Here is a 15,411-nt window from a genome sequence, read left to right as displayed (position 1 = left end):
GACGGGGGTGCGACGCTTACTGCCCGCGTCACCGCCCGGCCGCGGACCTCGTTTATCCCGTTCGAGACTTCAACCGAGCGGGGAGATGTTCATGTCGCGGCTGTTCCGATACCGAATCACGGCGCTGGCGCTGGGAGGTCTGATCTTCGGAGCACCGCTGCTGATCAACGGGACAGCGAGCGCCGAGCAGCTCGGCGAGGGCGGCCGCCAGGTGGCCTTCGGCGGCGGCGGGGGTCTCACTCTCTCCTGCGAGTCGCACCCCGAGGTGGAGTCGATGGTGGTGCCAGCCGAGAGCACGATCTGGGTAGTCAACCGGACCGGGTACAGCGCGCAGCTGCGACTGGGCGGCGAGACCAAGGGCACGCTGCCGGACGACGCCGGCACCGAGGTGGTGTTCCGCCGGGGAACCACGGCGGTCACGCTCAAGCCGAACTGCCCGCTCGGTGAGGACGTCGAGCCGCTCATGGTCACGGCCTCGCCGTCGGCCACGGCCATGCTGCCCGATCCGATCCCGATTCCGGCCAGCGGCGATTCGAGCGCGTCGGCCACCACGTCGGCCGGGTCCTCGGGCACTCCGGCCGGGGCGGCGGCCGGCGCCACGCTGCCGGACTCGGCAACGACGGCGGAGCGGCCCTCGCGGGCCTCGGTGAAGCGGCACGGCGCGGCGCACGGTCCGGCGCTGCGCAACTCGACGCTCCCCCAGGCCGCGACGCCCGGCCTGGTGCCGGGCAGTGACACCGCAAAGATCAAGACCAAGATCGCGGCCGGTACGCCGGGGAGCCCGAACCCGGCGTTCGCGGGAATGCCGCCCGGCGACAAGAAGACGCTGGTCACCGACGTACCGCCGGATGATCTGCCGCCGGTCACGCAGGAAGCCGAGCCGGCGGCAGCAAGCCCGCCACACACCGAGGTCGCCGCGGCGGAGCCGGTGGCGGCGATGACGCCGATGCGTGAGTCCGGACCGATCGGATTACTCGGGTTGATCGCGTCGGTGTGCGTGATGGGAGTCGGTGCGGCGGCAATTCGGTCAATCGTGTCGCAACGTGCAAATCGGGCAAATATGGCGTAGCGTTCCTGACAACAGGCTCCGCGGGGCGGCCGCGTCCAACCTCATCGGTGTGGTCGTTCCTCCCCAGGTCCCACCCAGCGAAAGCGGATCGGGCGCCCCGCGGCTGAAATGAAGGACCCCGTCCGCCGACGGGGTCCTTTCATGTGATGGTCAATTTGGGCAGGTCGGCCCACCTGGGTATGCTTGCTCGGTTCGCAGTCTCAACCGTGGGCACGATCCCGTCCCCGCGGCTTTTTCTTGCGAGCGACACAAGACCTCCTGCCACGGAGAGACCGTGGCCGCATAGCCCACAGGAGGTGAATGTCTTGCGTCATTACGAACTCATGGTGATCCTCGATCCTTCGCTCGAGGAGCGCACCATCGCCCCGTCGCTCGATCAGTACCTGAAGGTGATCACGAACGCGGGTGGCTCGGTGGAGAAGCTCGATGTGTGGGGCCGTCGCCGGCTCTCCTTCGAGATCAACAAGAAGGCCGAGGGCATCTACGCCGTCGTCGACCTTCAGGCGACCCCCGAGGCGGTGGCCGAGCTGGACCGTCAGCTGCGGCTCAACGAGAACATCCTGCGTACCAAGGTCATCCGGCCCGAGACCCGCTGATCCTCGTTTTTGTCAGGGGGTTCTGAGAACCTCCTACGAACGAGAAACAGCGGCGAGGAGAAGATCATGGCAGGAGAAACCGTTATCACGATCGTCGGTAACCTCACCGACGATCCCGAGCTGCGCTTCACCCCGTCGGGTGCGGCGGTTGCCAAGTTCCGCATCGCGTCCACGCCGCGGACCCTGGACCGTCAGTCAGGCGAGTGGAAAGACGGCGAGCCACTGTTCCTTGCGTGCAACATCTGGCGTGACGCCGCCGAGCACGTCGCCGAGTCGCTGCAACGTGGCTCTCGGGTGATCGTGCAGGGCCGGCTGCGCCAGCGGTCTTACGAGACCCGCGAGGGAGAGAAGCGCACCGTCTACGAACTCGAGGTCGACGAGATCGGCCCGTCCCTGCGTTACGCCACGGCGAAGGTGCAGCGGATGAACCGTTCAGGCGGCGCTGGGGGCGGCGGCTTCGGCGCTTCCAACGGCGGTGGTGGCGGCAACCGGCAGCAGCCCAGCACGACCAGCGGTGCCGGCGGAGGCAACTTCGACGACCCGTGGGCGACTGCCGCTCCGGCCCAGGGCGGTGCCCGCTCCGGCGGCGCTGCGGCCTCCTCCTCGTTCGACGACGAGCCTCCCTTCTAGCCCGTCACGGGCTGCAATGAGTTCAGGAGTAAGCAATGGCTAAGGCTGCGGCACTGCGCAAGCCGAAGAAGAAGGTGAACCCGCTCGACAAGGACGGGATCACCTACATCGACTACAAGGACACCGCCCTGCTGCGGAAGTTCATCTCCGACCGGGGCAAGATCCGTGCCCGCCGCGTCACCGGGGTGACCTCTCAGCAGCAGCGTCAGATCGCCCGCGCGGTCAAGAACGCTCGCGAGATGGCGCTCCTGCCCTACACCGCCACGGCGCGCTGAGGAAGGTCTGCGATATGAAGATCATCCTCACTCAGGAAGTGTCGGGTCTCGGCACGCCCGGCGACATCGTCGAGGTCAAGAACGGCTACGGCCGTAACTACCTGCTGCCCCAGGGTTTCGCGATCCAGTGGACCAAGGGTGCGGAGAAGCAGGTCGTCGTCATCAAGCGGGCCCGCGAGGCTCGTGAGATCCGCGACCTGGGCCAGGCCAACGAGGTCAAGCAGCAGCTGAGCGGCCTCAAGGTCACGCTGAACGCGCGTTCCGGCAACGGCGGGCGTCTGTTCGGCTCGATCACCCCGGCCGAGATCGTCGACGCGGTCAAGGCCGCCGGCGGCCCGGCCCTCGACCGTCGCCGCCTCGAGCTGCCGGGTCACATCAAGACGACCGGCGCGTACAACGTGCAGGTCAAGCTGCACCCCGAGGTGACCGCGACGTTCCCGGTGAACGTGGTGGCAGCTAAGTAGGTCGCTTTCCTTCGGCGCGTCGGGCCTCGGCCCGGCGCGCCGATTGCTTTCCCGGTCCTCTGTTGCTGGTTCCTCTGTGGCCGGTCAGCTGAGGCTGTTGCCGGTGACGGCGGAGGCCAGCACCGTGGCCAGCCCGCCGCCGACGACCGCGGCCGCGAGGCCGACGCTGATTGCCTTCCACGAGGTGCTGAACTTACGCAGGCCGACCGCCACCAGCACGCTGAGCACCAGCGAGATCAGGAACTGCGGGGCCGCGCCGGCCAGGGTGTCCAGCGCGTGCGACTTCGACCCGGTGTCGACCACCAGCATGTAGATGATGAACAGGACGATGGGTACGCCGTACCAGATCACCGTGTAGCCGACCGCGGCCAGCGGACCTCCGGCCTCCTGGTCATCCTCCTCGTCCGGGTCGAGCAGGTCGCTCTTCCGGATCGTCGGGAAGCTGCCGGTCACCGGGCGGCGTTCGTACGAACCGGTCATGCCGCTCTGGTAGCCGCCGGACCGCTGCGGGCGGGACATCGGGTCCAGTTGCTCGCGCGGAACCGGCGAGATCAGCGAAGTCGATGTGGAGGATAAGTTCGAGGAGCTCCGGACGGCGGCTGAGCCGCTCGGCCGAAAGGGCAAATAATCCGAGGTGCCGAAGCGCCGGGACTCACCCTCGGCGAGGTCGCTGCTGTCGGCGAGATCGCGGCGCCAGTCGTCTCCGCCGGTGTCGCGATAGCCGGCCGATCCGCGACCGGAATCGGGGGCGTCGGTCAGCTGCCAGGAGCTGAGGTCCTTGTTGGCGGGCTCGCCGAGAGTCCACGACGGCGCTTCCGTCGCCGCGTCGACTCCTCGTGCCTGGCGACCACCGCCGGCGGGGTCGAGATCGCGGCGCCAGTCGTCCGCGCCCGTCGGCTCGTCGGCTCGCCGCCGGCCACCACCGCTCGGGTCGAGGTCACGGCGCCAGTCGTCGGCAGCAGGCGGCCCGTCGGCTTGCTGGCCGCCGCTCGGATCCAGGTCGCGTCGCCAGTCGGCGCCGGGCGCTTCCGCGGCTCGCCGGCCGCCGTTCGGGTCGAGGTCGCGTCGCCAGTCATCGGCGGGCGGGGCCTCGTCCGGCCGCCGGCGGCTGCCGTAGGGCACGCCGCTACGTGGTGAGTTGCCAGGAGCGCCGTACGGAACGGCGCTGCTCGGGGCGGTGCCGGGCTCGTCGACCTGGGAGCGGCCGCTGGGCAGTTCGCGGCGAGGGCTGCCGTACGCGGGACCGCTGGCGGGGGCCGCACCGAAGGCGGTGGTGTCGTCGGAGCGGGCGCGGCCGCTCGGAAGCTCGCGGCGCGGGGTGCCGTAGGCGGTGCCGCTGGTAGGAGCGGCGCTGCCGTAGGTCGGGCCGCCCGCCGCGCTGCTGCCGTAGGTCGCGCCGCCTCCGCCGCCGTAGGCAGGGCCGCTGGCCGGGGTGCTTCCGCTCGGCAGCGCGCGACGCGGCGAACCATAGGTCGGACCGCTGCGCGGCGCGCTGGCGGGGTCGTCGTAGTCCTGGCCGCCGGACCTCGGGTCGAAGGCGGGGCCGCTGCGGGGTGCATTGGCGGGAGAGTCGTAGGCCTGCCCGCCGGACCTCGGGTCGTAGGCCGGGCCGCTGCGCGGTGCGTTCGAGGGGCCGTCGTAGCCGCGATCACGGCCCGGACCCGGGTAACCGCGATCGTCGCCGGTCTGCCCACCGCCGTATGGCATCGCGCTGCGCGGGGAACTCGAGGGCATGGCGCTGCGCGGCGCGCTGGACGGGCCACCGCCCGGGCCGGGCGGAGTGCGCCAGTCGTTGTCGTCATCGTCCTGGCGGCGGGCGTCGCGGTTGCCGTCGTTGTCGGCGGACGGTCCGGCCGGGAGCGCGCGGCGCGCCGGCGGGGTGTGGTTGGTGGCCTCGCGACGGGAGGCTTCCTCGCGCCATGCCGTGACGCGCGGGTCGTCCTCGGAGCGGCTCCATTGGCCGGTGTCGGGGTCGCGGGTCCAGCTGCTGGTGTCCGGTTCGGCGGCCCAGGAGCCGGTGTGCTCGCGCCAGTCGTCGCGGACCTCGTTGTAACGCGCCTTGCCGCGCGGCGCCGAACGGGGCGGGCCGTCCGGGCGGGGCGGGCCGTCCGGGCGGGGCGGGCCGTCCGGACGGGCGCGGCGACCGGCCGGAGCGGCAGGGCCGCTTCCGGTGGCGGAGATGCCGCGGCCGTCCTCGCCGAAGCGTGGGGGCTCGGTGGGCTCGCTCTCGGCCCGGCTGCGCCGGCGGCCGATGCCGGTGGAGGACACCGCGGCGTCGGCCGGATAGCCCGCCGCGCCGCGACCGAAGCCGCCACCGGGCTGCTCGGCCGGGCCTGCGCCACGGCCGTAGCCGGGCTGATCCGCCCCCGGGCCGGGGCCACGGCCGTAGCCGGGCTGATCCGCCCCCGGGCCGGGGCCACGGCCGTAGCCGGGCTGGTCCGCCGGAGTGGGGCCACGGCCGTAGCCGGGCTGGTCCGCCGGAGTGGGGCCACGGCCGTAGCCGGGCTGGTCCGCCGGGCCGGAGCCGCGGCCGTAACCGGGTTCGTCCGCTGGGCCGGACCTGCGGCCGAGGCCAGGCTGGTCTGCCGGGCCACGGCCGTAGCCGGGCTCGTCCGCTGGGCCGGACCTGCGGCCGAGGCCGGGCTGGTCTGCCGGGCCGGGAACGCGGCCGTAGCCGGGCTCGTCAGCTGGGCCGCGGCCGTAGCCGGGCTCGTCTGCCGGGCCGGACCTGCGGCCGAGGCCGGGCTGGTCTGCCGGGGCGGGACCGCGGCCGTAGCCGGGCTGGTCGGCAGCGCCGGCGCCGCGGCCGAAGCCAGTGGTCGGTGCTGCGGCGGGCGGCTCGACCGGGTAGCCAGGGGCGGCACGCCGACCGAAGTCGTCGGCCGGTGACTCGGCGGGATAGCCCGCGCCGCGGCCGAAGGCGGTGGGCGGCGCGGAAGCGGGCGGCGGGTCGGTCTGGTATGAACCGCGCCCATAACCGGTGGTCGGTGCGGCGGCCGGCGGGTCCGATGGATATCCGCCTCGTCCGGGGCCGGTCGTTGGTGGGTCGGCTGGATACGCGCCGCGGCCGAAGCCGGTGGTGGGTGCGGCGGCCGGGGGGTCGGCCGGATACGCGCCGCGGCCGAAGCCGGTGGTGGGTGCGGCCGCGGGAGGATCAGCGGGGTAACCGCCTCGGCCGGAGCCGATGGCGGGCTGGCCAGCCTGGTAGGCGCCGCGATCGAACCCGGTCGGCGCCTCGGCCGGGTATCCGCCACGGCCGGGACTGGTCGACGGCGCGTCCCCCGGGTATCCGCCCCGGCCGGGACTGGTCGATGGCGCGTCCCCCGGGTATCCGCCCCGGTCCGGACTGGTGGTCGGGGGCTCGCCCGGGTATCCACGCCGGCCGGAACCGCCGGCCGGGGGCTCGCCCGGGTATCCGCCACGGCCGAGACCGGTCGACGTCGAGTCGCTCGGGTATCCGCCCCGGTCCGGGCCGGTGGTCTGCGGGTCGGCCTGGTAGGCGCCGCGGCCGAAGCCGGTGGTCGGCGCGGCGGGCGGCGGGTCGCCCGGGTATCCGCCCCGGCCGGGGCTGCTCGACGGAGCGTCGGCCGGGTAGCCGCCGCGACCGACTCCGGTGGTGGACGGGTCGGCGGGGTAACCGCGTGGCGTCTCGGCGACCGGCGTCTCGTCGGCGTAGCGATTGCGGCGCGGGGCCTCGGCGGCGTGCCCACCGGGACGATCGTCGTAGTTGATCGGCAGCGGCACCGACACGGAGCGGGAACCGTGGCCGGTGTCGTCACGGCGGGAGCGGCGGCCCGGCTCGTCGTAGGGGCTGGCGCGGTGGCCGGCCTCCTCCGGCGGCGTCGACGGGAGGGAGCGGCGGCCGGTCGAGCCGTCGTGCCGCCCGGTGCCGGTCGACCAGGGGGGCGTGGCCGGGTCGGTGAACCGCGGGATGCTGCCGGTGTCGGTGTGACCCGCCCAGTTGTCGGAGTCGGAGCGCGTGGCCCAACCCGTACCCCCGGAAGGTGCGGAACCACCCTCCGGAGCCCGGCGGCGCCCGACCGAGGGCGACCCACCAGCCGGATCCGCGTCGCGGCGCCAGGCCGCGCGGTCGTCCTCGCGCACCAGATGGCGGCTGTCGTCGCGGGGTGTCCGCCAGCTCGGGCTCTCGGCCGGATCGTCCATGCGCAGCCAGCCGGAGATGGACTCCGGATCTGACGCGGGCGCGGCCGGCGCGGAGCGGTTGTCGGCGAGATCGTTCCAGGTCGCGGTGCCCTCGATGGCGTCGCGCTGCCAGGGCTGGCGGCTGCTGCTTCGCCGGCTGGGCTGCTCGGGAGTGGGGTCGACGAGTTGCTGCCAGGACGGAGAACTCTCGGCCGGCGGGCGCGGTGCGGGCTGTTGCCAGGACGGCGTCTGCGGTTCCTGCCACGTGTTGCCCGAGCTCGGCGACGTGAACTGCTGCCAGGCCGGCCGGGACTCGGCTTCGTCCGGGGCCGACCAGGCCGTGTTGGAGATGGCCGGTTGGGCGTTGGGGGTCTCGACGGGCGGCTGGTAGGTGCTCTCGCCGCCGGTCTGCCACGCCTCGGTGGTCGAGCGCCAGCCGTGTGAACCGGTGGTGGAACGCCACTCGGTCGTCTGCCGCCAGCGCGCTCCGGCGGCTCGCCACTCGGCGGTCTCGGTGCGCCAGCCAACGCCGTCGGCCGGGAAGGTGGGGCGGCCCTTGGCGACATCGGAGTATCGCCCGGCCTGCTCGACGGCCTGGCCCTGGTCGGACTCGGCCTGCTGGGCCCACGCGTCGGCGCGGCGCTGCCAGGTGAGGGCCTCGGCGCTGGGCTGCATGCTGCCGGTGTCGGTCAGAGACGACCATTTCGGCTCAGGCTCGACGTTATCGGCATTTTCCGGACTCGGAGCGGGCCACGGCTGCGCCGCACGACGGTCTCGCGGCATGCGAGCGCCGTAGTCCCACTCCCGTTGGTCCACCCAGAAAGCGTGACGTGCGCGAGACCGAACCGCAACGCCTCCGGGCGACGGCTTGCTCACGCGGGGCAGCTTTTTCGCCCTCCACAGGTGGGGACAACGTTATTGCTGCTGGATAAGGCAGGTGCCGTGCCGACCCGCACCGTTGTGCACAGGATGTGCACAACCCTGCCCACAGGCTGGGGCGGGATGTCCACAGGTTCTCCCAAGGCTCGTCCACCGGTGAGGTTGGGCAGGTGGCATCCGGGTTCGTAGAGTGGGGCCGCCTTGATCGGGACAATTTCCTGAATCGTGGCCGGGGTTCAGCCGAAAGTGTCATACCCAGGCGGTTGGATCACCAGAACAGCACTGCCGACGGAGGGGGTCCGGTGTCGATCACCGACGACGCACGGCCGGAGTCACGGCCACCGGGCCAACCCGGGGGTGGTGGGACGCCGCGTAAAGGTGACGCTCCGAGTGGCGGTGGCTTCGACAAGTCACCACCGCAGGACGTCGCGGCCGAGCAGGGTGTGCTCGGCGGCATGCTGCTGTCCAAGGACGCGATCGCCGACGTCGTCGAGATCCTCAAGCACAGCGACTTCTACCGCCCGGTGCACGCCACGATCTTCGACGTGGTCCTGGACCTTTACGGGCGGGGCGAGCCGGCCGACGCGCTGACCGTGGCCGCGGCCCTCTCCGACTCCGGTGACCTGGGGCGGATCGGCGGCGTGCCTTATCTGCACACGCTGATCGAGAGCGTGCCCACCGCGGCCAACGCCTCCTATTACGCGCGCATCGTCTCCGAGCGGGCGATCCTGCGCCGCCTGGTCGAGGCGGGCACGAAGATCGTCCAGCTGGGCTACGGCGCGAACGGCAACGGCGGCCGCGACGTCGACGACATCGTCGACCTTGCCCAGCAGGCGATCTACGACGTCACCGAGAAACGGGTCAGCGAGGATTTCGCGTCCATCGGCGACATGCTGCAGCCCACGGTCGACGAGATCGAGGCGATCGGCGCTTCCGGCGGCGGGATGGCCGGCATCCCGACCGGCTTTGCCGATCTCGACCGGCTGCTCAACGGTCTGCACCCCGGCCAGCTGATCATTGTGGCTGGGCGACCCGGTCTCGGTAAGTCGACGGCCAGTATGGACTTTGCCCGTAATGCCGCTATTCGCGCTAACTGTGCCAGCGCCATCTTCTCGCTCGAAATGAGCAAGATCGAGATGGTCATGCGTCTGCTCTCGGCCGAGGCGCGGGTGCCGCTGCACGTGTTGCGGTCCGGTCAGCTCACCGACGACGACTGGGCCAAGCTTGCGCGGCGCATGGGCGAGATCAGCGAGGCGCCGATCTTCGTCGACGACACCCCGAACATGAACCTGATGGAAATCCGGGCGAAGGCGCGGCGACTCAAGCAGCGGCACAACCTCAAGCTGCTGGTGATCGACTATCTCCAGTTGATGAGCTCGCCGAAGAAGACCGAGAGCCGTCAGCAGGAAGTCTCCGAGCTGTCCCGTGGCCTAAAGCTGCTCGCCAAGGAGATCGAGTGCCCGGTGATCGGCGTCTCGCAGCTCAACCGTGGACCCGAGCAGCGCACCGACAAGCGGCCGCAGCTGTCCGACCTGCGTGAGTCCGGCTCGATCGAGCAGGACGCCGACGTGGTGATCCTGCTGCACCGCGACGACTACTACGACAAGGAGTCACCGCGGGCGGGCGAGGCCGACTTCATCGTGGCCAAGCACCGAAACGGCCCGACCGACACCATCACGGTGGCGGCGCAGCTGCACCTGTCCCGATTCGTCGACATGGCAATCGTCTAGATCAACTCAAATGCCTTACCGGTGGGCAGGACCGAGGCGGTGCTCCACTGGCCCGCGCCGTGGTAGGGGAGCGGCTTCGGGCGGGCCTTGCCGTCGACGACCAGGGCGTCGACCGAGACGACGTTGGCGATGGCCGGCACGCCCCGGTGGCGATAGAGAGGCATCTCCTCGCTGATGCGGCTCAGCTGCGGGTCCAGGAAGAGGATCACGCCCTCGTGATTGACGGCGGCCCACGCGTGGCAGCCGCCGCCCTCCAGGTCGGTCAGGATGAAGGCGAACGCGCCCGGACCGGAATTGTGCAGGTGGTTGGCGAGATTCCGCATCGCGGCGTCGATCGCCGACCGGGCCACCTCGGGGGCGGCCGTGCCCTGGAAGGGGCAGAGGTTCTGGAACGTCGCCCCGGTCGCCAGCTCGATCCGCCGCAGGCCGTGCCACTCGCCGCCGACCGGGCGATCCGGGTCACCGGCGGCGTAGGCGTCGAACGTGCGCGGCGCTGCCACCCGCGGCCGGCCGTGCAGATAGGTGTCGAAGAGCGCCAGAACTCCGTCCACACAGTTCAGTGCGCGGGTGGGGTCGGCCTGCGGCCCACCGTCGTTCGCCAGATGGAACCATCGCCCCGACCGCGGATCAGGCAGTCGCAACGCCCGGCCGTCGCCGCCTCGCGGCACGGCCTCCTCCAGCGCCTTCTGGTGTACGGCGAGGGGCGCGCGCAGACCCCCGTACGTGTCGTACCGCCGGGTGCTGTCGATCGGCAGTGATCCGCCCTTCCCGGTCAGCGCCGACAGGTGATCGGTGCTGACGCCGCCCGGCGCGAGCTCGTCTGCGGGCGGCTTCCGGTGCGCCGCCGGATCGGCTGAGGCCGCCGGGCTCAGCACGATGGGTGGCCGGAGTTCACCGCCCGCGACCTGGGCCGCGGTCGACTCGATCCGGCCGAGGAAAGCGTGCAGCTCGGTCGTCCGGGTCCGCAGTTCCTCGCCACGCAGGGTCGAGCCGGTGAGAATCTCCTGGTCGGCCAGGCGGCCCAGGGCGCGGATCCGGGCCCTGGTCTCGTCCGCGACGGCGGTCAGGTAATCGCCGTATTCGTGGCGCAGCACCTCACTGGCATATCCGGAGTCCTCCGGCGCGCGATCGAGCGAGGGGCCCGGCACGGCCGGAAAGGCGATGGTCGGCGCTTCGGCAGCCGATTCCGGCACCTCGGAGTCGGCGGATCCCCCGGACGAGGACGCCCGAGACGTGGCCGGCCCAGCTGAGGACGAGTCAGGCGTGGACGGCCCGGCCGTGGGCGGCAGGCCGCCGGGCGGACGAAGGGTGACGGTCCGCACGCCTGGCTCGGCCGGTGCGCGGCGCTCCCGCCCGACACCGAGAGCGTCAGCGAGGCGCCCCCATTCGGACCGCGGCATCCGCCGGGTGACCCGCCCGCCTTCCGAGTCGGCGAGGCCGCTCTGCCGCGGCGAGTCGGGTGAACCTGGCGAATCCGGCGAAGAGGCGGCAGCGGGCACCGGGAGCGCGTGAGCTGGGGGCGAGGGCGCGAACAGGCGCCGGGTGGCCGCTTCGCCGGGGACGGGTGCTCCGGACGTACGCGCAAGGGGTGCTCCAGCCGAACCCGGCAGTTGCGCAAGGTCAACATTGGAGAGTGCCGCGGCCTCGTCGGCGGAGCCGGCGATGGGGGAGCTCATGCCGGCCTCCAGCTGTTCGGTGAGCCGCTCGAAGATCTGCTGAATGGTCAGCCGGGTAGCCGCGATCAATCCAACGGTCACCGGGGCGGCCGCGCCCAGCGTGAGCGAGGCGGCAACCGCCATGCCGATGAGGTCGATCAGGAACTGCCCGACCTCGATCCAGACCGCCAGCTTGGCGGCCTCCAGCGCCCGCCCGCACTCCTCGACCAGGCCGCCGAGCTCACCAGCTATCTCGATCAGCGAGTTGAGCGGCGCCTCGGCATCGCCGGCGAGCCGTTGCCAGGAGTCCTGGAAGCCGGCTTTGGCGGGCCCACTCATGATCTGGGCCGCGGCGGCGAAGGCGGCCTCGTGCGGCGCGTCGAGGGAGGCCGCAACCGCGTACCAACGGTCGGCGACCGCCCAGGTGGCAGCCTCGTCGCCGGCCGGCCAGTCGGCGTCGACCGCTCGTTCGAGCGCGTCGCGGGCCCACCGCGGAACGTCGAACGGGCCGCGCTCGAGCGGGTGCGGGATGGTCACGCTTGCCCCTGGCGAGGGTGCGCGGCGACGTCAGCGTCCAGATTGTTTTGAGCCGCGCGGGCGGCGGCGGCACCGAGACTCTCCACGTACGCCGCGAGCTGCTCCCATGCGGTCAGGACCTGAGCCTCGACCGGGCGGTATCGACGTTCGAACATGCGACCGGCCTCGTCAGCGCCCCAGGGGGACGCGGCCTCCCCGACGCCGTCACGTTGTGCAGCCAGTTCGCGCCCGGCGGCGCTGAGTAACCGCGCGCCCTGCCACGTCGCGTCGAACTCGATCTCGATGTCGTCGTCGGTCATCACCAATCGGTCCTGTCGGCTTCCCGATAGATCAACCGACCGGGAGCCGCTCGCACCGAAACGAGGGGTCGCCGAAGATCGTCCTGATCGGACCCGAGCGGTAACCGCCGCTCGTCAAAGTGGTCGCATATTGCCTGGTCAACGTCACGGTCCGCAGGTTCTGCCACGGTCGCCACTCCCGTTCGCCGCCCATCGAACGTCGTGACTCTACCGGTCCAATGTCACGTTGTGCGCTCCGGTAACTTCATTCCGCACAAGGAAGGACATTCACGATGATCACTCGGGGTGAGGCCGAGGAGATAGCTGCGCGCTGGGCGCGTGGCGAGGCCGAACAGCGGGGGTACGGGTGTGAGCCCGCACTCGCCGAGTTCGATCTCGGCTGGGTGATCTGGACACGGTCGGCCCCCGACGTGCTGCCGTTGCCCGGCGACGGCGCCCGCACGGTGATCGACCGGGAGACCGGCGTGCTGTCGACGTGGCCGGCGATCCCGCCCGAGGAGATCGCCGAGCTCTACCGCCGGCGCCGCCCCAAGCCGTCCACGACGGTCGACCCGTGGGCCACGCTGCGGCGTGTGTCCCGCCGACGGCCCAGTCCGACCACGGTCGCCGAGCTGACCGTCGGTGGCCGGCTGTTCCGAGCCCAGGGCGCCAAGGGCGATCAGAAGATCAACCACCACCCGCTGGTGGCGGCCAGATTGGGTGCATTGCCGGCGGCGGCGCGGGTGCGCGGCGCCGAGCGTCATGCCGAGCTGATCGCGGTCTCCGACGCGCTGCACGAGATGGGCGGCCCGGGCCTGCCCGGCGGCCGGCTGGTCAGCTTCCTCGTCCGGGATCCGGGCGATCCCGATGCGGGTGCGGCCGCCCGCCCCTGCGAGACCTGTCTGACCGTGCTCGTCGACCTGGGTGTGCTGCCGCCGTCGGAGCTGGCCTACGCGGCCCAGTGGCACCACGGTCTGGACGGCCCGGCCGGCCGTTTCCCGCCCGAGGTGTCCCGGGTGCTCGCCGGCGGCGGCTGGCTGGGCGTCGAGTTGCCGCTCGAGACCGCGGTCGAGGAGGCCGAGCTGGTCAGCGGCATACCGGCGTTTCCGGCCGCGATGCGGGCGCTCGCTGAGTTCGCCGGCGTGCGCTGCGGCCGCCGTGGCCCGGGCCGCCGCCGCGCGATCCGCCTGCTCACCTTCGACCCGCTGCCGGCGGCCCGGCAGCACCGCGCCCTGACCGAGTTCGCCGAGGTGATCGCCACCCCGGTCTTCCCGCTGGGAACCGAGGGTGGCGACGCCCTGTTGGTGATCGACGAGCGGGCCCGGGTCTTCGCCCTCGACCAGGGCGGCGACTGGTTCGTCGGCGAGAACCTGGATGCGACCGTCACCGGCCTGCTCACCGGCGACGGCCCAGCCGACCGCCTGCGCGACGACGGATCGTGGCGCTAGGTCAGCCGAAAGCCGGGCCGGGAGAAAGCCGGCCCGAGAGAAAGCCGAGCCGAGGAAAGGTCAGTCGAAGAGGTCGCTCATGAAGCCCTTGCGCCGCTTCCGGTAGTGGCCGTGGTGCTGCTGCCGGTAGTGGCCGTGATGCCCATAAGCCGGCGGGGCGGCCGGATAGCCGTGCGCGGCCGGCTGGCCGTAGGCAGGCTGGCCGTAACCGGGCTGGCCGTAACCGGGCTGCGGGGCCGCATAGCCACCACCGTGGGCCGGCGGGGGCGGCGGCGGTGCATAGGCGCCGGGCTGCGGGGCCGTGGCCGGGGGTGCGGCCTGCCGACTGTTGAAATTGGCCTCGGCTTCGAAGAGTTTTTCAAGCTCGCCGCGGTCGAGGAAGATGCCGCGGCACTCGGTGCATTGATCCACCGTGACGCCGCTGCGCTCGTAAACCCGCATCTCGCCGTGACACTTCGGACAGGTCATCTGCATCTCACTGACGGTACAAGGCCGTGTCACCGTCCGGGCGACGTCCGGCTGTGTGCTTCCTGTGGGTTGACCGGTGTCGAAACAGCCAGAGCGGGTGCCCACACCAGGAACGCGACCGGATAAAGCAGGTAGCCGAAGCGGGTCGTCGGCATCAGCAGGATCGCCGCGAGCAGCCCCCACCCACTGATCAGCGAGGCGGCCGAGGCGGTTCGAGGCGGTCGGCGTAGCAGCCGGTAGCCGATGATCAGCGCCACCGCGGCAAGCAGAACGGCGGCCACGACATGGCCGGCCGGCAGGTTCTGCGCGATCAGGTAGCCGGGGAACGGTGACTGCGCGGGGCTGGTCACGACGCCGTGGCCGAGCGGGAAGCGCAGCACGTTCTCCACGAACGAGTCCGGGTCGATCAGGAACGGCGGGATCAGCACCAGGATCGGGAGCCCGAGTGCGCCGGGCAGCAACGACCGCCACCGCCGGTTCGTGATGGCGAGCACGATGAGGACGGCCACGACCGGGAAGGCGAACAACTTGCAGGCGGCGGCCGCGCCGACGACCACGCCGGCCCAGCCGTACCGATCGGCGGCGGCCAGGGCCAGCGCCAGCAGGCAGAGCGCCATCACCGGGATGTCGTCGCCGCCGGTGGCCAGGGTCAGCGCACAGATCGGAAAGACGGTCGCGGCCTGCACCGCGCGCACCGAAAAGGCCATCCGTACCGCGAGCGCGAGCGCCGCCACCGTCACCGCGGCGAACCAGACCCGGGCGTCGGTCCACCAGAAGTCCCCGAAGACGGCCCGGGGCAGCCCGAAGATCGACATGCCGGGCTGATAGGGGCTGTAACCCATCAGCCGCTCGTCGGCGGGCAACGAACTGATCGCGCCCCGGCTCAGGTAGGGCGTGCCGTCGTGCAGCAGCCGCCACCCCATCCGCTCGGCGACCAGCACCTCCTCCTGCGCGCGGTCGGTGCGCCCGCCGGCTCGCTGTACCGCCTCGACGACCAGGGGCAGCAGGGCCACGGCGGCCCACGTGATCCAGACCAGGAGAGACCGGCGCACCAGGAACACGGCGACGGCGGCCGCGGCGTACCCCCAGAAGGCGATCGCGCCCCACGCCCGGTGTGGCAGGAGGGTCGAGGTGAGGGCCGTGACCAAGGCGAAGGCGGCCGACAACGCGTAGAGAAAGAGGTCGGCCAAGCGGCCGCCACGCGCCTGATCGAGGCGCGTGAGCAGGTTGTTCACGCCG

General features: G+C 71.9%; 12 protein-coding genes. 7 read left to right on the top strand and 5 right to left on the bottom strand.

What is annotated here, in order from left to right:
• The first annotated feature begins 91 nt into the window (after nucleotides 1–91).
• From AB0E90_RS37590 to rplI, 5 genes are all read left to right on the top strand, one after another.
• Nucleotides 92–1,069 (top strand): hypothetical protein, encoded by a 978-nt coding sequence (locus tag AB0E90_RS37590; RefSeq protein WP_360416551.1) that lies wholly within the window; start codon nucleotides 92–94, stop codon nucleotides 1,067–1,069.
• Nucleotides 1,070–1,374: 305 nt separating this feature from the next.
• Nucleotides 1,375–1,665: a 30S ribosomal protein S6 gene (rpsF, locus tag AB0E90_RS37585; protein ID WP_203732963.1), complete on the top strand. Its 291-nt coding sequence runs from the start codon at nucleotides 1,375–1,377 to the stop codon at nucleotides 1,663–1,665.
• 66 nt (nucleotides 1,666–1,731) lie between these two features.
• Complete coding sequence (locus tag AB0E90_RS37580) at nucleotides 1,732–2,295, top strand: single-stranded DNA-binding protein (RefSeq protein ID WP_360416548.1); 564 nt, start codon at nucleotides 1,732–1,734, stop codon at nucleotides 2,293–2,295.
• A gap of 35 nt (nucleotides 2,296–2,330) precedes the next feature.
• Nucleotides 2,331–2,570, top strand: coding sequence for a 30S ribosomal protein S18 (rpsR, locus tag AB0E90_RS37575; protein WP_007073789.1), 240 nt, complete (start codon nucleotides 2,331–2,333; stop codon nucleotides 2,568–2,570).
• Nucleotides 2,571–2,584: 14 nt separating this feature from the next.
• The gene (rplI, locus tag AB0E90_RS37570) at nucleotides 2,585–3,034 is read left to right on the top strand and encodes a 50S ribosomal protein L9 (RefSeq protein WP_360416546.1); all 450 of its coding nucleotides are present in this window, start codon (nucleotides 2,585–2,587) and stop codon (nucleotides 3,032–3,034) included.
• Between the two features lie 84 nt (nucleotides 3,035–3,118).
• Here the strand turns inward: rplI and AB0E90_RS37565 are convergent, their stop codons facing one another.
• The gene (locus AB0E90_RS37565; RefSeq protein WP_360416544.1) at nucleotides 3,119–7,852 is read right to left on the bottom strand and encodes a hypothetical protein; all 4,734 of its coding nucleotides are present in this window, start codon (nucleotides 7,850–7,852) and stop codon (nucleotides 3,119–3,121) included.
• A gap of 506 nt (nucleotides 7,853–8,358) precedes the next feature.
• On the opposite strand from AB0E90_RS37565, the gene dnaB reads away from it, so the two are divergent.
• Nucleotides 8,359–9,786, top strand: coding sequence for a replicative DNA helicase (dnaB, locus tag AB0E90_RS37560; RefSeq protein WP_360416542.1), 1,428 nt, complete (start codon nucleotides 8,359–8,361; stop codon nucleotides 9,784–9,786).
• On the opposite strand, the gene AB0E90_RS37555 is transcribed toward dnaB, so the two are convergent.
• Nucleotides 9,783–11,978 (bottom strand): toxin glutamine deamidase domain-containing protein, encoded by a 2,196-nt coding sequence (locus AB0E90_RS37555; protein WP_360416540.1) that lies wholly within the window; start codon nucleotides 11,976–11,978, stop codon nucleotides 9,783–9,785. The two genes, dnaB and AB0E90_RS37555, sit on opposite strands and share 4 nt — an antisense overlap.
• Nucleotides 11,975–12,277, bottom strand: coding sequence for a hypothetical protein (locus AB0E90_RS37550; protein ID WP_360416538.1), 303 nt, complete (start codon nucleotides 12,275–12,277; stop codon nucleotides 11,975–11,977). Before AB0E90_RS37550 ends, AB0E90_RS37555 begins: the two co-directional genes overlap by 4 nt.
• Before the next feature lie 272 nt (nucleotides 12,278–12,549).
• Between AB0E90_RS37550 and AB0E90_RS37545 the strand changes: the two genes are divergently transcribed.
• Nucleotides 12,550–13,704, top strand: a complete 1,155-nt coding sequence (locus tag AB0E90_RS37545) for an SUKH-3 domain-containing protein (protein WP_360416536.1) — start codon at nucleotides 12,550–12,552, stop codon at nucleotides 13,702–13,704.
• A gap of 60 nt (nucleotides 13,705–13,764) precedes the next feature.
• On the opposite strand, the gene AB0E90_RS37540 is transcribed toward AB0E90_RS37545, so the two are convergent.
• Together AB0E90_RS37540 and AB0E90_RS37535 are read right to left on the bottom strand one after the other, a co-directional pair.
• Nucleotides 13,765–14,172, bottom strand: coding sequence for a zf-TFIIB domain-containing protein (locus AB0E90_RS37540; protein ID WP_360416617.1), 408 nt, complete (start codon nucleotides 14,170–14,172; stop codon nucleotides 13,765–13,767).
• Nucleotides 14,173–14,201: 29 nt separating this feature from the next.
• Nucleotides 14,202–15,407, bottom strand: coding sequence for a glycosyltransferase 87 family protein (locus AB0E90_RS37535; protein ID WP_360416534.1), 1,206 nt, complete (start codon nucleotides 15,405–15,407; stop codon nucleotides 14,202–14,204).
• Nucleotides 15,408–15,411 lie beyond the last annotated feature (4 nt).

The sequence above is a fragment of the Actinoplanes sp. NPDC026619 genome (assembly GCF_040638295.1).
In the GTDB taxonomy this organism is placed as follows: Bacteria; Actinomycetota; Actinomycetes; order Mycobacteriales; family Micromonosporaceae; genus Actinoplanes.
Note: the sequence above shows the minus strand (reverse complement) of the source record. Positions and strands in the feature narration are given on the sequence as shown.